Below are 22263 nucleotides of genomic sequence, written 5' to 3' on the forward strand. Positions count from 1 at the left end.
TTTGGTCTTATGCCCACGGTACAAACAACCTACTTAGGAGACTTGCGGACGGAAGCGGTTCACCTCCAGTCCGGCACCCGAATTCTGACCGACGCCCCCACCGACAATACCGGCAAAGGCGAGGCCTTTTCACCAACCGATCTGACGGCAACTTCACTGGGTAGCTGCATCATCACCACGATGGGAATAGTGGCCCGGCGCGACGGCATCGAACTGACCAACGGCGAATTGTCGATTACGAAAGTGATGTCGAAAGACGCTCCCCGGCGGATTGTTCGCATTGAAGTCGACATCGTGATGCCGCCCTCGGAAGCCCATACGGAAGCGTTTCGGGCCAAAATGGAGCATACCGCCCACACCTGCCCCGTTGCCCTCAGCCTGCACCCGGATCTGGAGCAGGTGATCCGGTTTGAGTGGAAGGAATGAGTGATTCTATTTCAGAAGCCGGGCTTTAATTTCCGTTAGTTTATCTTCATAGGAAGCGCCAACGGGAATTTTAAAACCGGCGATGGTGATTTCGTTCCGGGCAATTTTCTCGATTTTCCGGAGCGAAATACTGTAGGATCGGTGTACACGGACAAATTGACTTTCCGGCAAAATTCGCGGAATATCCGACAGGGTCTGGCGGCTCAGGACCTTGCGGTTTTTCAGGACGAACGTCACATAATTCCCGTCGGATTCCAGATATAAAATATCATCCAGCCAGACCTTTTCTTCCTCGTAGCCGGTTTTAACAAAAATAAATTCTTCGGCCTCACTATCCCGTAAATTCTTGTAATCCAGTGCCTTGTTGCAGGCTTTCAGGAAACGGGCCAACGGAAACGGTTTCAATAGATAGTCGATGGCATCCAGTTCAAAGCCCTGAACGGCGTAATCGGAATAAGCCGTGGTAAAAACCACCATCGGCACGGTTTGCAGGCAGCGCACAAACTCGATCCCCGAAATATCCGGCATTTTTATATCCAGAAAAATCAGGTCGGTTTTGTGCTTTTGCAAATACGGAATCGCTTCAAACGCATCCGTAAAACTCGCTTTTAAATCAAGAAACGGCACTTTGGCGGCATGGAGCCGGACGACTTCCAAAGCCTGCGGTTCGTCGTCGATAGCGATGGCGGTTAACATGTGCGGTATACTGATTTCAAATACCGGTTTTTAATATCTATATACATGAAATGGTTAATTGTTGTCTATTCCCCACCTTTAGTTATGCTAATAGCGTCTTTATTATATTATTTTTACCCACCGAAAAAGATCAATCTATTTTATGGTTATAGAACCAAGCTTTCTATGATTAATAGTGACACATGGACGACGGCCAATGGATTTGCCTCAAAATATATGTTAAATTTAATTAGTATCTATTCTATTATTTTATCCATAACCTTATCATTTTTAAGAAGAGACGGAATAATTCATGTATTTTATAGTTTAAAGAATTTTTTCCTGATTACAATATTTTTACTTTCGTTACTGATCTTACTCAGTATCATCCTGGTCGAATTAAAGTTAAATGCCATCTTTGACAGCTCAGGGAAACGGAAAATTTAACAAATAGCGATACGAATAGATTACTGAACGGATGGCGGTTAACATTCAATAGCGAATCGTTAAAGCAACAAAATAATCCTGTTCCGACGCCTGAATGGCCAGCGTATGCCGTCCGGGGTAAATTAACTCCAGCCGTTTGCTGACATTTTCCAGACCAATGCCGGTATGCTCTCTCTCCGGGTCATTGACCAGTCCCGGATGGCGCGAATTGTGAACTTTGAAGTAAATCGTTGCGTGATCGAGGGTCAAGGTAACAAAAATCCAGGACGGTTTACGCAGACTAATCCCGTGTTTGAAGGCATTTTCGACGAACGGAATCAGCATCATTGGCGCAATGGATATGTCCCGATCCGGTTCCTGAATCGTCACCCGAATTTCGATTCCGTGCGATTCGTCCAGCCGCATCCGCTGGAGCTCGATGTAATTACGCAAATATTCCACCTCTTTTTCCAGCGAAATCCGATCCCGGTTGTTTTCCTGCAACATGAACCGCATCATATCGCCCAGTTTCTGAATCCCGTCGGCGGTTTTTTCGCTGTTTTCTTTCAAAGCCGTGGCATAAAGACTATTGAGAGCGTTGAACAAAAAATGCGGATTGATCTGGGACTGGAGGCCCGCCAGTTCGGCGGAAGTGTGGGAAACCTGGGTTTGCAACGCGACCTTTTCTTTAACCGAAGTCCGGCGCAGCAGGGCAATGATAACCGCGCAAAAAAGCGTCAGTATCGACAACGTATTGTTCAGCCCTGAATTGGGAAACCTGAAATAGGTGCGGGCGCCCCAGAGCATCGCACTGAGCAGAAACCAGATCAGCAAACCGGCCAACAAACGACCCAGAAACTCGGTCGTGCGAAAGCTTCGGATATAGGGCAACAGTGACGTATAGATATACGCCTGTAGAATATACACCTGAATGGGAATAGCCAGCGTAAGCAGGATTTCAAAAACCGGACTTTGCCAGAGTCTTTCGGGCAGGTTTCCTCCCAGCACAAAAATCGTCAGGAAGGTGTATAACGGCCCCCACACCAGGAAGCTGATGAACCAGACATCCTGGCGGGCTTTTCGATGCAGGTAGTATCCCAACTGGCAGAGCAATTCATACCCAACGATGAAAATTCCCATGCCGATGGCATCGGCCAGCACATTTCGCTTGCTGTATAAGGAATACACTTTCAGGCCAATCGTAGTACCCACTTCGTTCTGCCGGTAATGCACATGAAGTTTGGCAAAATAATAAAAGGCCACGCTGCTCACGACCAGTAAAATACTCAGACCGGCATACAACCGGATTTTCTCTTCATTGTCTTTGCTGTTCCAGTTCGGAAGGGTGAGGTAATGAAAAACGTACCAGGCGGCCAGAAAATGCACCGCACCGACAATCAGCGGAAAATTGTTGTTGATGATGTGGTTATAACCCGCCAGATCCCGCCAAATGATAGCCGAAGAAACCCGGTTTTGTTCGACTACCTCAATCATTCCGTCAATCCGGTTCGCTTCTTCCAAAAGCCTTCGGACAACGTAAATTAAGGTCGCTCCCCCGGCGAACCACAATTCAAAGCGTCGGATACCCGCTAATTCCCGCATAACTGATCTGTTTTTTCAACAAAACTAGGCCGGGAATGGCAATGCGTGGGAGAATTGGGGTGAACTGACACAAAAATGGGCCGAAGAGGGACAAGTCAGGAAGATACGTGTTTACGGCCGCTGTTTTTTCCGCATTAAATAAATGAACTGGTCATATGAATAGCGAGTAGCTTGCATCACTTGGAATGAAGCCACCTCCCAGCCTGCTTTTTCGACGTAATTGACGGCCTGCATGACCGTATCGAAACGCTGGGTATAGTTCCCCAATGAATCGATACGGCGAAGTTCCCAATAGACACTCCGCTGGAAATTGGCTTGCCCGTAATCAATGTAGACTTCGACTTTTTCTCTGGTCAACCCGGTACGGTGTTCACAAACCAATTGGCAATACTGAATATCCAGGCTATTGACATCGACCCGATTAACCATCAGTTGGGCCGTTGCATTCGTCGTGAGTACAAACAAAAAAAACAGTGTGCTTACTATCCTCATCATGGCGGTTTATTTACTTGTTATACCAAAGCAATACCGCCCGCAAAGATAGAAGATCAACTCTTCTTTTGTTTCGTTGCCAGATTTTGTTTTCCCGCCAGTTCCGTGATGGCCACCACCAGCCGATCGAGGTCTTTGGGCGTCGTGTAGACGTGGGGCGTCACCCGAACCCCGTCGACGGGGCCTAACGTAATCGGCGTCGTATGGATTTTATACGTTCCCAGAAGCTGGCTTTCCAGCTCGGGGCCCGTCATTCCGCTGATGCCGACAACGGCCAGGGCACCGGCAAATTCCGGTTTGAGCGACGTGAATAATTTGACGCCAGAAACCGCCTTCACCTTTTCGGCCCAGTAGTTTTTCAGGTAATGCAGACGCGCAAATTTCCGGGCGGCTCCGATTCCCAGTTGAAAATCGACCGCCGTCCCAATGGCCATTTCGGCGGCAAACGAGCGCGTTCCGAGCGACTCGAATTTCCGGATGTCCGGCCCGTCGGGTTCAGGACTGGACAACAACGCCCAGATGTTTTTGATTTTCTCCTTTTGAATATACATCATACCACTGCCGAAAGGCGCACTAAGCCATTTGTGCAGACTGGTCGCGTAATAATCGCAGCCCAGCTCCGGAATTTTGTAGTCGAGGTGGGCGAAGCTGTGGGCACCGTCGCAAATGACTTCAATGCCCTGCTTGTGCGCCAGATCGGCAATTTTCCGAACCGGCATGATCTGCCCGGTCCAGTTGACAACGTGGGTGACATGAACTACTTTGGTTTTGCTGGTAATGGCGCTGGCGTATTGCCGCACCAGCTCATCGTCGTTTTCGGAAGGCAGTTTCAGGTCGAGCCAGACAAGTTTAATGCCGTCGCGTTTTTCCCGCTGTTTCCAGGCATTCATCATATTCGGATAATCCTGCTTCGCCAGCACGACCTCGTCGCCCGGTTTCAGCGTTAGGCCGAAAATAATGGTATTCAGGCCTTCCGTCGCATTGCGGTTGATGGCCAGTTCGTCCGGTGAGCATCCCGCCAGATCGGCCAGTTTAGCCCGTAGCGACTCCCGGCCCTGATCCAGAATCCGCCACATGTAATAGCTGGGGGCTTCGTTGCAATACTGATAAAACCGGATGTGGGCGTCCTGAACCGTTTTCGGCTGCGGACTGACCCCGCCATTGTTCAGGTTCAGAATATTGGGCGAAACCGTATACTCGGCTTTGATCCACGACCAGTAGTCTTCGTCCTGCGCAATCTGCTGCGGGCTTCCCGGTTTTTGAAGTCGCTGAAAAGCCGTGCGGGTCGATTCAGTCAGAAAATCAGGCAAAACGAGGGGCGTAGCGGCTGCTGCACCCAGTTGGCGGAAGAAAGTACGGCGGGTAGACATTCTGTTCAGGAGGGAATATGGCGTTCGGACTACAAGGTATAAATAAAATTGCCATTTCCGTATTTACACCAAAGAATATTAAAGTAAATCACCAAACCATCTACTTTTCTTCCGCATTGATCGATCAAATAGTATACAATGAATGATGAAAGGGTAACTACGCACTTCCGGCGGAAGGGTATGTGGAAACTACGTGATTTTCAGATTGCGTAGTTGTGCGCTAAAAGAGCTACCCCGGTCGCCCTACCTTTGTAAAGTCGAATCTGACATATCCACACCATTGATACAATTCTAGTCGCAACAAACTAATGAAAACGGTCTTGATAATCAGTACACTCTGCCTCGCCTTGGCAATCACTTTACGGGCTTCGGGTCAGAAAAAAATTACGCTCAAACAAACGCTGGAACAACAGATTGCCTCCTATGTTTTGTATCCGGAGATCTTGCAACAGCTTGATAACGAAGATTTCGTCGTCATCAAATTCCGGGTCGATGGCGAACAACGGCTGGCCGATTTGCGGATTTCCAGCGGTGACAACAAAAGCCTGAATGCCACGCTGATTAAGCAACTCATGGGCAAAAAAGTATTTTTGACCGAGCCAAACTCGAACGAAAATCAGGAATACCTGGCCAAGGTTCGCATTCGCCTGATCTAATGCACTACCTGTCCTCCACCAAAAACGCTGACGGCCCCGGATTGCTCCGGGGCCGTCAGCGTTTGTAGCAACTGGTCTGCCATCTTTCGGTATAAAAAAACCGTATGGCGTTGAGCCATACGGTTTTTTACTAGAAGCAGAAGATTCCCTTACTGCGGATTCTTCGTGAAGGCAATGTAGTCGGCCAGTAACTTGCCACACTCATCCAGATACAAATCCTTCTTCGGTGCCTTGGCATCTTTCGGATCTTTGGCCGGTGTGGTCGAGTCGTTGGTTGCCACCGGTTCGCCCGCCGAAGCACTGATCGACTTCCGACGTTTTTCCGCGTCGTCGCGTTCCTTCTTGCGTTTCGACTCCTGGAGGGAAACGACGGTTTTCTCTTTGGCGCGTTTCAGTTCGGCAAAATCAGCCATCAACTGTTTCATATCCGTATCCGACTTCAAACGCTGTTCGTAGCGTTCGCGGATTTTGGTGATGATTTTGTCGTCCAGGCTACTGGTGACGTCGAACCGGGCCGAAGCAATTTGGTCCCAGGGCAACGCGCTGGGTTGTGAGCTTTCGCCGTATTCTTCCGCGCTGAAAGCCGATGGCAATTCAATGTCCGGAGTCACGCCTTTGTGCTGGGTGCTGCTGCCGTTGATGCGGTAGAACTTGGCAATGGTCATTTTAACCTGTCCCACTTTCTCCGATTCTTTCAACCAGGTGTTCAGATCCACCATCGTCTGAACGGTGCCTTTCCCGTAGGTCTGGCTACCAACGATCAGCCCGCGTTTGTAATCCTGAATAGCGGCCGCAAAAATTTCCGACGCCGATGCGCTGAAGCGGTTTACCATCACCGCCAGCGGACCATCGTAGATGATCGACGGATCGGGATCGGTTTGTACTTCAATGTCGCCCTGGGCTTCTTTCACCTGCACCACGGGTCCGCGTGAGATGAACAAACCAGTCAAGGTAATGGCTTCGGTCAGCGACCCTCCGCCGTTGTCGCGCAAATCCACCACAACGCCGTCTACTTTTTCAGCTTTCAGCTCGTTCAAAAATTTCTGAACATCGCCGGTTGTGCTGGCAAAGCCTTCTTCACGCTTGCGGGCACCTTCAAAATCGCGGTAGAAAACCGGAATGGTAATCACGCCCAGTTTGTATTTCTTCTGGTTCTGCGTGACTTCGATCACCTCTTTCTTGGCACGTTGCTCTTCCAGTTTGATTTTTTCACGAACCAGCCGAATCTCTTTTGGGGGAGCACCGGCAATGGCATCATTCGACTGAATTTGCAGACGAACCGTCGTACCTTTAGGACCTTTGATCAGTTTAACGGCGTCGTCGACCTGATAGCCAACAATGTTGACAATCTGACCGCCTTCACCCTGGGCCACGCCCACGATCTTATCGCCTTTCGTCAACAGCTTGCTTTTGAAAGCCGGGCCGCCGGGAACGATGTCCGAAATCTTGATGTAGTCGCCATCTTCCTGCAACAGGGCACCAATGCCTTCCAGCGATGCGCTCATTTCCTGGTTGAAACGGTCGGCCGAGCGGGGCGACATGTAGTTGGTGTGCGGATCGAGTGATTCGGCAAACGAGTTCATATAAATCTGAAACACGTCTTCGGCTTTGATCCGGCTCATGTACCGATCGAGGTTTTTATACCGCGACTTCATGCTGTTGACGACCGACGTATCGGCTTTTCCGGTCAGCTTCAGTTCCAGCGACTGGTTTTTCAGCAGTTTGCGCCACAAGTCGTTTTGCTCTTCGACGCTTTTGGGCCAGTTGGCTTTTTCGCGGTCGGTATTGAAAGTTTCGTCTACCGTAAAATCGAACGGTTTTACGAAGTTCTCCTGAACAAATTTATTGCGCTCCTGGTAGCGTTTCCGGAACACATTGTAGATGTCGTAAGCGGCCGTCAGCTCGCCGTTGATCAACTGATCATCAATGTTGTTGCGGTATTTCTCGAATGAATTGACGTCGGAAGCCAGAAAGTAAGCTTTGTTTCCGTCCAGTTCCTTGAGGTAATTGTCAAAAACGACCGACGACAGGGAGTCGTTCAGGCGCACTTTGCGGTAGTGGTGGGTCGTCAGCAAACGCGCGACCAGTTGTTCAACATGTTCCTGCGATACCGACGGTTTTAAATCATCAGCGCTCGGGGGGGGCAGCGGTACGGCTGACATCCCTGCTTGTGGACCCGGCTGAAGACTCAGCATCAGCACCGGTACTAACGTAATGAGATACTTTCTCATGTTCCCCTTTTATGATTAATGTAGCACCACTCTTTATTTAAAAACTGAATGGCTAAAAATGGTTAAGATGGTTTATCCAATGGCTACACAGTTTCATCCATTCACCAATTGATTAACCATATTTAGCCCTTGAACCATCCACTGCATCCAACCATTTAACAATTTTTAACCATTCATTGATTACTTCTTCACAATTTCCAGCAGTTCGATATCGAAAACGAGCGTCGAGTTGGGCCCAATTTGGGGGCCGGTTCCCTGCGCGCCATAGGCCAGCGATGATGGAATAAACAATTTCCATTTCGAGCCCACCGGCATCAACTGAAGCGCTTCACTCCATCCCTGAATGACCTGATTGACCGGTATTTCGAGCGGCTGCCCCCGTTCAACGGAGCTGTCAAAAACCGTTCCGTCGATCAGTCGGCCCGTATAATGTGCTTTAACGGTATCGGTGGTCATCGGTTTGGGACCGGTTCCCTCCTTGACGATTTCGTATTGCAACCCGCTGGCCGTCGTCTGCACGCCCGGTTTCTTTTTATTCTCCGTTAAAAACTGTTCTCCAATCTTTTTGTTGGCATCCGCTTTGGCCGACCGTTCTTTCTGGAAATACGCGCCGATGATCTGGTTAGCCTGCTCCGGTGCAATCTGCATGTTCTGCGACTGGAGTGCATCCTGCAATGCTTTCGTAATGGCTTTGATGTTGGCATTGCCGAGATTCTGCTGTTTCAGCCCTAATCCCACATTGACGCCAATGCTATAACTAACGGAATCGATGGCATTGTTTAATTTGAGCGGGGCAGCGGCTCCCGCAACGGCAGCAGCCGGTGCTTTGGGTTTGGGCTTAACGGCCGTTTTTTTCGTTTGAGCCATAACCTGACCCGTTACCAATACAGCCGACAGCAGGCCGGCTAAAGTCCATTGTTTAATCGTCATGTGTAAGATACAAAAGTTGTATTCAAAAAGTGCTTAAGCTGAAAACGTAAAGATGTAGGTCAAAAGTTTGGCAATAGCAGGATTTAATGAAACAAATTATTGATGAATGGTGACAGGCAGGGGTCAGTGGAGACCACCAGGATGGGTAATTCGGTCAATACCGGACTGGGGTTCCTGACGACGAATGACTCACAACTCACTAAAGTAAAAAACAAATGTCAGGATCTCAACAAGCGGAGTTCAAATAGTGTACTTTTTTTCGGGGAACCCCGACTTTCCGGTTAAAATGCGATTCATACCGGCTCAGTCCACTTTATGAAATCATGCACGCCCGATTCTTAGAAAAGTATAAACTTTGCCAACGAATTTTCTTGATAACGTCTGTTTTAGTGAAATTTAGTGCGTAACTTTGCACCCGAATTCTTAGAACCATCATAAAACGATTCTTCCACTCATATGGTATCAGTTAGACCCGACGAGGTTTCGGCCATTCTCCGGGAACAGCTATCGAACTCCAGAACCACCGCCGAACTCGAGGAAATCGGTACGGTGTTGCAGATTGGTGACGGAGTAGCCCGCATTTACGGACTGTCAAAAGTCCAGGCCGGTGAATTGCTGGTGTTTGAAAACGGATTGCAGGCATTAGCCCTGAACCTCGAAGAAGACAACGTCGGAACCGTATTGCTGGGTGACTACAGCGAAATTAAAGAAGGTGCCACGGTGAAGCGTACGAATCAGATTGCCTACGTCAACGTTGGCGAAGGTATTCTGGGTCGGGTTGTCAACACGCTTGGTATCCCCATCGACGGTTTAGGCCCTATTGTTGGCGAAACGTTTGCCATGCCACTGGAGCGCAAAGCCCCGGGGGTTATCTTCCGCCAGCCCGTAACCGAACCGCTGCAAACCGGTATTAAATCCATCGACGCCATGATCCCCATCGGTCGGGGACAGCGCGAGTTGATCATTGGTGACCGCCAGACGGGTAAAACCGCCGTGGCCATCGACACCATTATCAACCAGAAAGAATTTTACGACAAAGGTCAGCCCGTATTCTGTATCTACGTGGCCTGTGGCCAGAAAGCCTCTACCGTTAAGCAGGTGGAAGCCACCCTGCGCCGGGCCGGAGCCATGGACTATACGGTGATCGTAGCGGCTCCCGCAGCCGATCCGTCGCCGATGCAGTTCTTTGCGCCTTTTACCGGTGCCGCCATCGGTGAGTACTTCCGGGATACGGGTCGTCCGGCCCTGGTGGTCTATGACGATTTGTCGAAACAAGCCGTGGCCTACCGTGAGGTGTCGCTGCTGCTGCGTCGTCCTCCGGGACGGGAAGCCTATCCGGGTGACGTCTTCTACCTGCACAGCCGTCTGCTGGAACGGGCCGCCAAGATTATCAATAACGACGCCATTGCCGCCACCATGAACGACCTGCCGCCGTCTTTGACGGGTAAGGTTAAAGGAGGTGGTTCGCTGACGGCTCTGCCGATCATCGAAACCCAGGCCGGTGACGTTTCTGCTTATATTCCGACGAACGTAATTTCGATTACCGACGGACAGATCTTCCTGGAAACCAACCTCTTCAACTCCGGTATCCGCCCCGCCATCAACGTCGGTATCTCGGTATCGCGGGTGGGTGGTAATGCCCAGATCAAGTCGATGAAGAAAGTGGCCGGTACACTGAAACTGGATCAGGCTCAGTTCCGCGAACTGGAAGCCTTTGCCAAGTTCGGTTCTGACCTCGATGCGTCGACGAAACTGACCATCGAACGGGGTCGGCGGAACCAGGAAATCCTGAAACAACCGCAGTATTCGCCGGTTTTGGTAGAGCATCAGGTGGCCATCATCCTGGCCTCGACCAACGGTTTCCTCGATAAAGTGCCGGTCAACCGGGTCAAAGAATTTGAATCCGAATTCACGATGCTACTGACAACGCAATACCAGGATACGCTGGATCTGCTCCGCGCCGGGAAACTGGACGACAGCATCATCGGGGTCATCAAGAAAGTTGCCACGGAATTAGCAGTTCGTTACGCATAACGTTTAGATACTCAGGAGTTCAGATCGTTGAAAGTGCGGAACTAATCGTCCCGGAGACCCCGGCGGATTATTTCCCAACTTTCAACGATCACCACTCCACAACCAAAGACAATGGCCTCACTAAAAGAAGTACGAAGCCGGATTACCTCAATTATCTCGACGCAGCAGATCACCAAAGCCATGAAAATGGTGGCTGCGGCTAAACTGCGCCGGGCACAGGACAACATCATCCAGATGCGTCCGTATGCCCGAAAACTGAGTGAAATGCTCAGCACCGTCGCGGCTGGTGCCGAACTGGCGGGTGAAAGTCCGTACAACCAGGTTCGTCCCATCGAACGGGTACTGCTGATCGTGGTAACCTCGGACCGGGGTCTGGCGGGGGCCTTCAACACCAACGTTGTCAAGGAAACGCTGGTCCTGATCAATGAACGCTACGCCGAGCAAAACCGCCGGGGTAACGTTGAAATTCTGGCCATTGGTAAAAAAGGAGCTGAAGCTTTTCAACGCCGGGGGTATAAGGTCAATACCAACTTTGTCGATACCTTTCTGTCGTTGAGTTTTGCCAAAGTCCGGGCGGCCGCTGAAGAGGTCATGGCGGCTTTCACCGCCGGTCAGTACGATCGCGTAGACGTCGTTTTCAACGAGTTCAAAAACGTGGCGACGCAGGTGATCCGCTCCGAGCAGTTTCTGCCCATCGTTTCGGCAGCAACGCATTCCGCTACGAAGGCGAACAACGTTAACTATCTGTTTGAGCCTTCGGAAGAAGAAATCATCACGGAGCTGATTCCGAAAACGCTGAAAATTCAGTTGTACAAAGCCGTTCTTGAATCCAATGCCTCTGAACACGGCGCGCGGATGACGGCGATGGACAAAGCCACGGAAAATGCCGGGGAACTGTTGAAAGAACTCAAGCTGGTTTACAACCGTACCCGTCAGGCCGCTATTACGAAAGAAATTCTCGAAATCGTTGGTGGAGCCGAAGCACTGGCACAACAATAACAAATAAGAAGCCGATACCGAACCCCCGTTGCGTGATCCGCAACGGGGGTTTATTTTTTATAGCTTCGCAACATTCGAACCGTTGCCATACGAAAGAATCGTTTTCATTATTGTGGTAACTTTATAAATCCACTCACAGCGACAAATTACCTTTCTGCCCATAACTTCCCTACGGTTTTCCGTGAAAATCTATCTTTAAGCCCGTTAATTTTCACACTACAAACCGTATTTTCCATGACCATTGAACATGAAATTGCCAACCGGTATTCCTGTGCAAAATGCCAAAACCGTGAGGTGTATGTCAAGCGGATTGCTGCTACCGGAACGGGCCTGTCCCGTATTTTCGACATCGAGCACAACGTGTTTATAGCCTGCTCGTGTACAAAATGTAGTTATACCGAGTTTTATAATCCGGAAATTCTTGAGGGGAAAGATAATCTGGGGGCCGCCCTTGATTTACTATTTGGTTGATAGCCAGAAATTTGCACGAAATTTTACAACCTCTTCATGAATTGATCTTCAGTGACATCATTCTTTTTCAAAAAAAAATAAGGAATCTTGAAACATTTTTTCGACATTAAATGTATTAACATTAAATGTATTAACATTATTAACCAAAAATAAAAGACAATCATGGCAACTGCTGCTCCCGAAACCATCGTATGGACCATTGATCCATCTCACTCCGTCATCCAGTTTAAAGTACGTCACCTGATGGTCTCGAACGTAACCGGTAAATTCAACTCCTTCGATGGAAAAGTTGAAACGGTTGGCGACGACTTTGAAAACGCTTCGGTTTCTTTCTCCGCCGATATCGATAGCATCACTACGGGTAACGACCAACGCGACGGTCACTTGAAATCAGCCGATTTTTTTGATGCCGAAAACCATCCACAACTGACTTTTGTATCGACGTCTGTCAAGAAAACCGGCGATGATACGTACGACATTACGGGCGACCTCACCATCCGGGGAACCACAAAATCCATCACCCTGAAAGCAGAACACGGCGGACAAATGGGTGATTTCTACGGTAACACCAAAGCTGGTTTCGAAATTACCGGCACCATCAAGCGGAAAGAATACGGTTTGTCGTGGGATGCCGTTACCGAAGCCGGTGGCGTGGTCGTTAGCGACGATGTCAAGCTGCTTCTCGACGTTCAGGTGTCGCATCAGTAAGACTTCTTTTAACTATTTTTAACCATCCGTCTCCAGAGGGCGGATGGTTTTTTAATGCCCTAAAAAACACAGCCTACACAACTAATTTGCTATTAGTCAGCCTTTTAAAAAATAAAGATTTAAACATATAACTCAAGAAAGCAAGGTTGATTCAGCGAACTAACTTTTGTAAAATTTAGTTATTTAAGGGACTAAATACTAATGAGAAATCAGTAAGCGTTAACAAGTAGTTCACTTAAATTTGGAAGTCGATTACATTAACCCTAATAACGCAAATCAACCGATGAATATCAGGAGCATAATTGCCAGTCTGTTCATGTTGGGTCTGTTGGCAAGTTGTTCGCCATCAGTGAATGTCAAATTTGACTATGACCCCAAAGTCAATGTTCGCCAGTTCAGCACCTTCCGGGTTGAAGCTGACCAACGCCGTAATGCTGACCCGATTGCGGGCAGTAACCTGAACCAACGCCGTATTGCCGACGAGATCGAGAAAACGATGCGGGCCAAAGGCTACAAGCCGGTCGTAGGCGGAGAAGCCGACCTTGTCATCCGGTTTTTCTCCGATTCGAAAGACCGTCAGCAAGTGCAGTCCAACAACAACTGGTCGCCTTACTGGATGTGGTATAACCCCGGTTTTAACAATGTATACACCCGTCAATACGAAGAAAACCGGGTCGTTGTCAACGTGTATGATACCCGCACGAACGACATCATCTGGCAGGGCTGGGCTTCGGGTCAGTTAAACCAGAGCAAAAAGGAGAGCAATCGTGATGTGGCTTACCGGACAACGGTTCAAAGCATCATGAAACAACTTCCAGAAAGTGCCGGTTCTGATTACGGCTCAATTAAAGAGAAATAATCAACGACAACACGACGCCTGGCAGGTGTGAGTTTCAAATTGATTGAAAGGTATCAAAACCGCTTACTTCCAACGAAGTGAGCGGTTTTTGCTTTTAGGGCGCTTGCGACAGCCAGCCCGTTAGGCCGGTGGTGTGCCGCACCAGTTGGAACGATCCGAAGACGCCCAAAACATCGACAGCCGATCCGGAGGGCAGTCTTTCGATAACCGCGGCTTGTGAACTGGCCGATTCCAGCAGATCGGTCCCAACGGGCAAGGACGCCCGGCGCAACACCCGCCGGGCCGGTTCAACAACGCTGCTGGCGACATAGCCCCTTACCCCATCCGGCAATTCAACCCGCAGCCACGTTGCTGTTCCGCCCGCAATGGTAAATGCAGAAGAACGCGGCAAGGTGCGCAGAATGGGGGCATCACCGTTGGGCGATTGACGGACCACGGCCCGGGTGGACGAAATGCGAACGGAGTCGCCCAGCGTTTCGGCGGCAAGCAGGGACTGACGCGCCGGACCGGTTCCGCGCCGGACAAAAGGCAGCGGATCGACGGCACCCGTATTGGAACTGTAAATGCCAAAATGCAGGTGCGGACCGGTCGTTCGGGCGTTGCCGGTATTGCCCACAAAACCCACGGTGTCGCCCACCGAAACCTTCTGTCCCTGCTGAACGGCCTGCGAATCCAGGTGGGCGTAATACAGCGTCTGGTTCCGCCGGGCGTCCGATACATAAACCACATTCCCACCCAGGTTATTGGTCCCTACCCGGGAAATATACCCGTCGGATGCAGAAATAGCCGGAGTGCCACGGGGGGCAAAAATGTCGATGCCCTCGTGCCGACGACGCCCCGCATCGCGCGGAACGCCGAAGTAACTGCTGATCTGGCGACTATCGCGACCGACAACCGGAAAACTCAGGATCGGTTCGCGGGTGATGGAAAGCGTGTAGCGGCCACTGCGTAATAACTCAGGCTGAATCCGGACGAGGTGGGTGCGCGTTCGGCGGATTTCCAGCTCTAACTGATTGGTATCAGCTTTGGCGGACGATAGCCGGTCGGGGTCCCGGTTACTTTCGTTCAGTTCAAAAACGTCGATGAAGACCTGCACCGGCTCCTGCCCCTGCACATCGACTTTGATGATGAATTTGTCGCCCCGCTGTCCGTTCAGGCGATAACCGAGCGCAAAAGGGCGGGAAGACGAGAAATAACCGCTTTCGCGGTACGGCACCGTGATAAGCACCGAATCTTTCAAAGCCCGGTCGGCCGTCGTCAGCCAGTCAGTGCCTAAAGCCGTACGTTCCAGCCGGGCATCGCGCAGTGACTGGGCGTATTGATCGTGCGGTGATGCCGACCGAAACAATTTGCCCGGCCCGACACTTGTGCAGGCTCCCAGCAGACTCAGTATGGCGCAAGAGAGAAGTCGGTTGATGAAAGAGAAGTTCATTGATGAGCAGTCGTTTGATTAATAAACGGCTACTCTGGCTGCAAGGTTTATTATTTGCCCATCCAGACTTTAAAATCACTTACCTTCTCGCGGCTAACGATGGCTTCTTTTTCGAATACCGGTTTCAGCGTAAGAGAAAGGCGGTTTCCGAAATACGGCTGAATCTGTTCAACGGTGCTGTGGGTAACGATGACACCCCGGTTGATGCGAAAAAACATACCCGGATCCAGCGCATCCTCCAGTTCGTCGAGGGTGTAGTCGATCAGGTATTTCTGATTATTCCAGGTTTTGAAAAAGCTAAACCGTTCGTCGGTAAAGAAAAAAGCAATGTCCTGCACCTCAATCGAAAGCAGCCGCTGCCCCAGCCGCACCAGAAACCGTCGCCGGTATTCCTTCGGCTGTTGCAATTGCAGTTCGCGCAGGAGTTTATCCAAATTGAAAGCCGGAGCGGATGGGGCACTGACTTCCTGCCGCCGAACTTTCAAATCACGGAATTTTTTCAGACTGCGCTGTAAATCATCCTTCTGAATCGGTTTCAACAAATAGTCGATGCTGTTGACTTTAAAAGCCTGGAGTGCATATTCGTCGTAGGAAGTCGTAAAAATAACCGTACTGTTCACCTCCACCTGCTCGAATATTTCGAAGCTCTGCCCATCGGCCAGTTCAATATCCATGAAAATCAGGTCGGGGGCCGGGTTGTTTTTGAGCCAGCCGACGGTATCTTCAATGCTGGCCGTGATACCCGCCACTTCGAGCGTCGGGTCCACTTCCTGCACCAGTTTTCGCAACTTGCGCACCGCCAGATCCTCGTCTTCAACAATCAATACCTTCATCAGAATAATTTTTCAGGAAACAACAGCAAGTAATGGCATTTCGGCCAATTTCTAAAAAGAATCCTGACCGAAATGCTTTTTCTGATGGGTGTATTGCGAAAACCGGTGAAGGAATTGTGCCGCAGCCTTAATTCTTCCGCCCACGCGAGGTCATGAAATAGATCGGGACGCCCAGACCGGCAATCAACAATCCCATGCCGGTATTGAATGTTTTTTCTTTCAGCAGAATCAGGCAGATGGTCACCCCGGCCAGGATGTAGAGCGCCGGCACCAGCGGATATCCAAAGGCTTTGTAGGGTCGCTCGGCATTGGGTTCTTTGCGACGAAGCAGAAAAAGACCACCGATGGTAATGATGTAGAACACCAACGAAGTGAAAGTACAATAATCCAGCAAATCGCCGTACGTTCCTGACAAACAAAGGACAGACGCCCAGCCGCACTGCAGCCAAAGCGCAATACCGGGGACGGAATTTTTGTTGAGTTGGGCCGCGGTTTTCAGAAAAAGCCCTTCTTTCGCCATGGCGTAATAGAGCCGGGCTCCCGACAGAATCAGGCCGTTGTTGCAGCCGAAGGTTGACACCATGATCAAAACCGCCATGATGGCCACGGCCACATCCCCGAAAATCAGCGAAACCGAAGCTGTTGCCACGCGGTCGTAGGAAGCAAACTGAATGCCCCGGCCCACCACATCCGCAGCACTGGGCGATCCCTGCAAGGGCAGCAGCGAGAGATAGGCAATATTGGCCAGCACGTAAATGGTGGTTACCATCAGCGTTCCCACGAACAAACTCAGGGGTATGTTCCGGCGCGGATTGCGGATTTCGCCGGCAATGAACGTCACGTTATTCCACGAATCGGCTGAGAAAAGCGACCCGATCATCGAAACGCCCAACGCCAGCAGCAATGCCATGCCGCCGAGCGACACCACGGAGCCATCGGCCGTCGTTTGGGTAGCCGCCCAGGCATTCTGGAAGTTCGCCGAGAGCGTTCCGGTTTTTGAGCCAACGCCGATGCCCACGACAATCAAACCCAGAAGAGCCAGTAATTTCGCCGACGTAAACACGTTCTGAATCAGCTTCCCACTTTGAATACCCTGGCTGTTGATCCAGGTTAGCAACACCACACTGCCAATGGCAAAGAGCGCCGACGCCTTGATGGGAAAACTCCCGATGCTAAACAGGATATTTTCGGGATTCAAGGCCGGTATAAAAACCGCCGTAAACTTGGTAAAGGCCACCGCAACGGCGGCAATGGTTCCCGTTTGAATCACGGCAAAAACCGTCCAGCCATATACAAACCCGAGCAGTGAGCCATACGCCCGCTGGATGTACACAAACTGGCCGCCCGCTTTGGGCATCATACCGGCCAATTCGCCGTAACTCAAAGCCGCCGTAACGGTAATGACGCCCGTCAACACCCAGAGTAACAGCAACCAACCTGCCGATCCGACGTTGCGGGACATATCGGCGCTGACGATAAAAATACCGGAACCAATCATCGACCCCGATACGAGCAGGGTAGCATCGATGAACCCCAGCGAGCGTTTTAACTCAGTTTTTTCTTCGGTTAACGGGTTTGCGTAATCAGACATACAGGGGTTGTGAGCTTGAAAAGGTTGGAATCGGAAGATAAAGAAAAAAACTGCGATTCGGCAAAACCGGTCTGAAAAACAAGTTTTGGGTCCTCAAAACAACCTGTCAGCGCGTATTGACGCTTTCTGATGCGATTTTTACCTTTTGATTGAACGGTCGGTTCCTGTCGGGAAATGTAGTTTTTTTGACGCATTCCGACACCGCCAAACCCACCCGCACCCGCTTAATTTGTGTCTGTAAACACGAATACTTCTCATTAATTTTCCTCTTGTATGAAAAAAGTACTGCGCATTGTGCTGATCGTAGTCGGCTTTGTCGTCGTTGGCTTGCTGGGCTTTGTCAGTTTCGTTGCCGTCCGTGGCATTCCCACTTACGACCCTCCCGTGGTTCAGGAAATGACCATCGAAGCTACCCCGGCCCGGCTGGAACGGGGTGCCAAGATTGCCCAGATGCATTGTATTGCCTGCCATGCCGATGCTGATAACCAACTCACAGGCAGACACATGAACGACCTTCCCAGTATGTTTGGAACGGTTTACTCCATGAACATTACGCAGGATAAAACCGTCGGAATTGGCAACTGGACCGATGGGGAACTGCTCCACTTTTTGCGAACCGGCGTCCGTAAAAACGGCACCTTCGCCGGGATCATGCCGAAATTTGCGACCATGGCCGACGAAGACCTGAAATCGGTCGTGGTCTGGCTCCGCTCGGATGCGGCTCCGGTACAAGCCTCCGGCAAAGAAGCTCCTCCATCCGAATTTTCGCTATTCACCAAGCTACTGGCCAATACCGTCATCAAACCGCTCCCCTACCCGGAAAAGCCCATTGTGATTCCGGATAGCACCGACGAAGTGGCATTCGGGCGTTACGTAGCCGACGGTTTGGGAACCTGCTATGCCTGCCATTCGGCCGATTTCACCAAACAAAATCCCCTAACCCCCGAGTTGTCAGCGGGGTATTACGGCGGTGGAAACGAGATGAAAACGCCCGATGGCAAACCCATTTTTACGTCCAATCTCACCTTTGACGAAGAAACTGGAATCGGCAAAAAATACACGAAAGCGCAGTTCATCCAGGCCGTCAAAGCCTGTGTGCGGCCGGATGGCAGCCTGATTCGCTCGCCAATGTTCCCGCACCAGATGACCGACTATGAAGTGGGAGCGATTTATGAGTACCTCAAAACGGTGCCTAAAATCAAGAACGACGTTGCCGGCAAGGAGAAAGAAGCCCTCGCCAGCAACTAAATCGGGGCTTACTCCACCGTAATTTCATCCGCCATGACCCAGGCCTCTTTGCCAGCCTGGGTCATTCCGGTGGGTACTTTTCCTACATTTCGGGCCATGATTCGCACATACCGACACGTCACCGGTTCAAAAGTGATCGTCTGGCGGATGATGGCCTTTTTTCCGCGTTCCGTCGGGTCCATCGACACGGTTTTGACGGTACGGAACGTCTGGCCATCGTCCGAAACGGCAACCTCGACCTGCTTTGGCAACAGAATGGCCCCGGCAGTGGCTTTTACCAATCCAATCCTCACCAACTGAATCGACTTCGGTTCGGCCAGGTCCAGGGTGGCCGTCAGGTCGGCGGTTTTCACACCGGCCACGTTTTGCATTTCCTCCAGATAGCCAATGGTGGTCCCGTAGCGACCGTCAATGACTATCGATGGGTCTATATTTTTCGGCCGGGTTGGTGGCGTGGCGAATTGGATCGATTTACCGGTTGCTTTGGAAACCGCAAAGTCCCACGCTTGCACATCGCCAATCACCGCACCGCCTTTTACCGCAACGGCTTTCACCGTCGTGGGTTTTGTCAGGTCGAACGGGCGATCATACCGAACAGATTGGGCCGTAGGCGTCGAGCCATCGGTCGAATACCGGATTTCGGCGGTTTCTTCCTGCGTTGTCAAGGAAACCTGCAACGTTCCATCTGGCTGCGGACGGGTTTCGGCCACCACATCATAATAAGCCCGTGAATACGAAACCCCCAGCGCATCCAGTCGTTTGAAGAGAACCGGAAGCCGCCGGGTGAAGTCCGGCCAGTTCTTCTGATCGAGGGGTGTCCACACCACTTCGGCCACGGCAGCCGCCCGCGGCCAGACCATATATTCGACCTGATTGGCGGTTTTGAGGTATTCCGTCCAGACGTTGGCCTGCGCACCGATGAGGTGTTTTTGAGCCGTGGCCGGTAGATCAGCCGGTGTTGGATCATACGAATACGTTTTTTCGAGGGGTGTAAACCGGCCAAAAGCCAGCGGTTCCTGCGACCGATCGGCCTGGTAATGATCCAGATACAGAAAGTTGCCGGGTGTCATGATCACATCGTGATTCTGCCGGGCGGCTTTCAAACCACCGTCGATGCCGCGCCAGCTCATGACGGTTGCACCCGGCGATACCCGGATGGCCGGACTGTTCCCTTCCAGAATTTCATCCCAGCCAATGGTTTTCCAGCCTTTGGATGTCACCCATTTATCAATTCGGGAAATAAAATAACGCTGCAACTGATTCTCGTTTTTCAGTTTGAGCTTCTTCATCAGGTTCTGACAGAACGGGCTTTTTTTCCAGGAAATTTTCGGGCATTCGTCACCACCGATGTGAATATAGGGGCCGGGGAATAACGTCATCACCTCCGACAGCACATCTTCCAGAAAAGTAAACGTCCGGTCGTAAGGGCACAAAACGTCCGTGAAGATCCCCCATTTGGTGGCGGTTTCGTAGGGGCCTCCCGAACAGCCGAACTCCGGATAAGCCGCTAAAATGGCCAGGGCGTGACCCGGCATTTCTATTTCAGGAATAATAGTTACATATTTGGATTTCGCATACCGCACCACCTCGCGCACTTCATCCTGCGTATAGAAACCGCCGTACGATTGACCGTCAAACTGTTGTGGATCTGATTCATAATAGTGGCCAATGAGGGTTTCCTTCCGCCGACTACCGACCTGAGTCAATTTGGGGTATTTTTTTATTTCGATCCGCCAGCCCTGATCGTCGGTCAGGTGCCAGTGAAATGTGTTGAATTTATGCAGAGCCAACAGGTCGATGTATTTTTTGATGAACGAAACCGGGAAGAAGTGTCGGGCGACATCCAGGTGCAGCCCCCGGTAACCGTAGCGGGGTTTATCCTCAATGTGGCAAGCGGGAACTGACCACTTAACCGACAGGTCGGCGGGTGTGGAACGGAAGATTTCGGGCGGCAGAAGTTGATACAGCGATTGGATGGCGTAAAAAAAACCAGCCGGTTTGGTCGCTTCTATCGTTATAGTAGTGGTGGTAACGTCAATCCGGTAACCTTCGTCGCCCAGATTCGCGTCAGAAACCGGCAAAAAAGCGAGCAAAGTGCCGGTTGGCGTCGCTCCGGGCCGATTTTCCGTTCGCAGTAAAAAACCGGTAGCGGCCTGAAGTTGACGGATAAACGGATCAGCCAACGATTTCAGCTCGGCGTTGTCCGGGGGAAACCGGACGGTGGTTTCGCTGCTGAAAATAAACCGGCCGTCAAGAACTTCCATTTTGGCCGGTTTGGGAATGATCTGGAAGTGCTGATCCGACTGGCCAAAGCCGGAAAAAGACAGCAGTAAACCCAGCCACAGACCGACAATTCGAGGCATGCACACAAGCAGTTGAGTTTTTAATCGGTTAAAAGTACATAAAACCAGTTCGAACGTGCTACAGTTTTTTCTCATTACCAGCTTATTGATACTGACCTGCACGCAAAGCTTCTGCCAGACGGTAAATCAAAAATACGAAATCGATATCGCCGGTTTTCGCGTCGGAACAATGACGGTTGCCCAGATTACCAGCCCCGGCTCAGTGGTTTACGACCAGATCAGCGACGTTGAATTCTGGTTTTTCGGAAAAATAAAGGTCTATTACAAAACCGTTTCCCGCCACGATCCAACCTCCCGCCAGCTCCTGCATTCCGACATCGACGCGCTGTCCAATCACGGAAATTACCAGTCCGACATTGTCTGGAAAAAAGACCACTATGACATCAACGTCAGGCAGTACAAATATGAACGAAAAGCGATTGAACCGAACCCGATCGATTTTACCACCATGCGGCTTTATTTTGAAGAACCGGTGGGTCGCACCCGGGTTTTTGCGGAATACTTTGGTAATTACGCCACCATCGAACCCACAAAAAAAGGGAGTTACCGCATTCGGATCGATGATCGGGAAGATGAGTACTTTTATGTGAAAGGAAAATTGGTAAAGATCATAAAAAAGAACCCAATCAAGAACTTCGTAATACGATCGATTGAATAAGTACGCAATGGCAGCATTTTATTACCCATCGCCTGTTTTCAATAAAACATTATAAAAAAGATAGAAAATATACCACATTTAATTCCTTAATTCCAGCAATAATCTTTAAAAAATTTTGACAATTTTAATATTATCAAAATTATATTTGCACTTCAAGAATAAGTACCTATAATTGCATCGTCAGTTTTTCTGACGCCTTACAAAACCAGCAGGCCCAAACCATCTCCGGCAAACTTCCCGGTTTGCTGCCCTTTTTCGT

Annotated in this window: 21 protein-coding genes; 10 read left to right on the top strand and 11 right to left on the bottom strand. The window is 50.4% G+C overall.

What is annotated here, in order from left to right:
- Window positions 1-9 precede the first annotated feature (9 nt).
- Window positions 10-426, top strand: a complete 417-nt coding sequence (locus tag FH871_RS03315; RefSeq protein WP_138989886.1) for an OsmC family protein — start codon at window positions 10-12, stop codon at window positions 424-426.
- A gap of 6 nt (window positions 427-432) precedes the next feature.
- On the opposite strand, the gene FH871_RS03320 is transcribed toward FH871_RS03315, so the two are convergent.
- Window positions 433-1122 (bottom strand): LytTR family DNA-binding domain-containing protein, encoded by a 690-nt coding sequence (locus FH871_RS03320; RefSeq protein ID WP_138989887.1) that lies wholly within the window; start codon window positions 1120-1122, stop codon window positions 433-435.
- An 84-nt stretch (window positions 1123-1206) separates the two neighbouring features.
- On the opposite strand from FH871_RS03320, the gene FH871_RS34135 reads away from it, so the two are divergent.
- A complete protein-coding gene (locus tag FH871_RS34135) occupies window positions 1207-1548 on the top strand; it encodes an SdpI family protein (protein WP_369008797.1) in 342 nt (113 codons plus the stop codon).
- Between the two features lie 45 nt (window positions 1549-1593).
- Here the strand turns inward: FH871_RS34135 and FH871_RS03330 are convergent, their stop codons facing one another.
- The 3 genes from FH871_RS03330 to FH871_RS03340 form a co-directional block, all read right to left on the bottom strand.
- Window positions 1594-3021 (bottom strand): sensor histidine kinase, encoded by a 1428-nt coding sequence (locus FH871_RS03330; RefSeq protein WP_229316998.1) that lies wholly within the window; start codon window positions 3019-3021, stop codon window positions 1594-1596.
- A 219-nt stretch (window positions 3022-3240) separates the two neighbouring features.
- Window positions 3241-3624: a hypothetical protein gene (locus FH871_RS03335; RefSeq protein ID WP_138989890.1), complete on the bottom strand. Its 384-nt coding sequence runs from the start codon at window positions 3622-3624 to the stop codon at window positions 3241-3243.
- Between the two features lie 53 nt (window positions 3625-3677).
- Entirely contained in the window at window positions 3678-4991 is a 1314-nt protein-coding gene (locus FH871_RS03340; RefSeq protein ID WP_138989891.1) for an aminotransferase class V-fold PLP-dependent enzyme, read from the bottom strand.
- A 308-nt stretch (window positions 4992-5299) separates the two neighbouring features.
- On the opposite strand from FH871_RS03340, the gene FH871_RS03345 reads away from it, so the two are divergent.
- The gene (locus FH871_RS03345; RefSeq protein ID WP_138989892.1) at window positions 5300-5647 is read left to right on the top strand and encodes a hypothetical protein; all 348 of its coding nucleotides are present in this window, start codon (window positions 5300-5302) and stop codon (window positions 5645-5647) included.
- Here the strand turns inward: FH871_RS03345 and FH871_RS33960 are convergent.
- The 3 genes from FH871_RS33960 to FH871_RS03355 all read right to left on the bottom strand — a co-directional run bounded on the left by FH871_RS33960 (window position 5644) and on the right by FH871_RS03355 (window position 8808).
- Entirely contained in the window at window positions 5644-5766 is a 123-nt protein-coding gene (locus tag FH871_RS33960) for a hypothetical protein (RefSeq protein WP_255516863.1), read from the bottom strand. The two genes, FH871_RS03345 and FH871_RS33960, sit on opposite strands and share 4 nt — an antisense overlap.
- Before the next feature lie 30 nt (window positions 5767-5796).
- On the bottom strand, window positions 5797-7878 hold the full coding sequence (locus FH871_RS03350) for a carboxy terminal-processing peptidase (protein ID WP_138989893.1): 2082 nt from the start codon (window positions 7876-7878) through the stop codon (window positions 5797-5799).
- Window positions 7879-8058: 180 nt separating this feature from the next.
- A complete protein-coding gene (locus FH871_RS03355) occupies window positions 8059-8808 on the bottom strand; it encodes an FKBP-type peptidyl-prolyl cis-trans isomerase (RefSeq protein WP_138989894.1) in 750 nt (249 codons plus the stop codon).
- 456 nt (window positions 8809-9264) lie between these two features.
- Here FH871_RS03355 and atpA point away from each other — a divergent pair, with 456 nt between their 5' ends.
- From atpA to FH871_RS03380, 5 genes are all read left to right on the top strand, one after another.
- Window positions 9265-10842, top strand: coding sequence for a F0F1 ATP synthase subunit alpha (gene atpA, locus FH871_RS03360; protein WP_114409659.1), 1578 nt, complete (start codon window positions 9265-9267; stop codon window positions 10840-10842).
- A gap of 111 nt (window positions 10843-10953) precedes the next feature.
- Window positions 10954-11841: an ATP synthase F1 subunit gamma gene (gene atpG, locus FH871_RS03365; protein WP_138989895.1), complete on the top strand. Its 888-nt coding sequence runs from the start codon at window positions 10954-10956 to the stop codon at window positions 11839-11841.
- Window positions 11842-12075: 234 nt separating this feature from the next.
- The gene (locus FH871_RS03370; RefSeq protein ID WP_138989896.1) at window positions 12076-12312 is read left to right on the top strand and encodes a zinc ribbon domain-containing protein; all 237 of its coding nucleotides are present in this window, start codon (window positions 12076-12078) and stop codon (window positions 12310-12312) included.
- 162 nt (window positions 12313-12474) lie between these two features.
- Window positions 12475-13020 (top strand): YceI family protein, encoded by a 546-nt coding sequence (locus FH871_RS03375; protein WP_138989897.1) that lies wholly within the window; start codon window positions 12475-12477, stop codon window positions 13018-13020.
- Window positions 13021-13369: 349 nt separating this feature from the next.
- On the top strand, window positions 13370-13879 hold the full coding sequence (locus FH871_RS03380; protein WP_229316999.1) for a DUF4136 domain-containing protein: 510 nt from the start codon (window positions 13370-13372) through the stop codon (window positions 13877-13879).
- A gap of 94 nt (window positions 13880-13973) precedes the next feature.
- Here FH871_RS03380 and FH871_RS03385 read toward each other — a convergent pair whose 3' ends face one another.
- From FH871_RS03385 to FH871_RS03395, 3 genes are all read right to left on the bottom strand, one after another.
- The gene (locus FH871_RS03385) at window positions 13974-15311 is read right to left on the bottom strand and encodes a M23 family metallopeptidase (protein ID WP_138989899.1); all 1338 of its coding nucleotides are present in this window, start codon (window positions 15309-15311) and stop codon (window positions 13974-13976) included.
- A gap of 50 nt (window positions 15312-15361) precedes the next feature.
- Window positions 15362-16144, bottom strand: a complete 783-nt coding sequence (locus FH871_RS03390) for a LytTR family DNA-binding domain-containing protein (RefSeq protein ID WP_138989900.1) — start codon at window positions 16142-16144, stop codon at window positions 15362-15364.
- Window positions 16145-16271: 127 nt separating this feature from the next.
- On the bottom strand, window positions 16272-17735 hold the full coding sequence (locus tag FH871_RS03395; protein ID WP_138989901.1) for an APC family permease: 1464 nt from the start codon (window positions 17733-17735) through the stop codon (window positions 16272-16274).
- Between the two features lie 273 nt (window positions 17736-18008).
- On the opposite strand from FH871_RS03395, the gene FH871_RS03400 reads away from it, so the two are divergent.
- A complete protein-coding gene (locus FH871_RS03400; RefSeq protein WP_138989902.1) occupies window positions 18009-18983 on the top strand; it encodes a cytochrome c in 975 nt (324 codons plus the stop codon).
- Window positions 18984-18991: 8 nt separating this feature from the next.
- On the opposite strand, the gene FH871_RS03405 is transcribed toward FH871_RS03400, so the two are convergent.
- Complete coding sequence (locus FH871_RS03405; protein ID WP_138989903.1) at window positions 18992-21346, bottom strand: family 20 glycosylhydrolase; 2355 nt, start codon at window positions 21344-21346, stop codon at window positions 18992-18994.
- A gap of 55 nt (window positions 21347-21401) precedes the next feature.
- Here FH871_RS03405 and FH871_RS03410 point away from each other — a divergent pair, with 55 nt between their 5' ends.
- Complete coding sequence (locus FH871_RS03410; protein WP_229317000.1) at window positions 21402-22004, top strand: DUF6134 family protein; 603 nt, start codon at window positions 21402-21404, stop codon at window positions 22002-22004.
- Window positions 22005-22263: the final 259 nt, after the last annotated feature.

Origin of the sequence: Larkinella sp. C7, assembly GCF_006149005.1 — a bacterium.
Taxonomy (GTDB): domain Bacteria; phylum Bacteroidota; class Bacteroidia; order Cytophagales; family Spirosomataceae; genus Larkinella.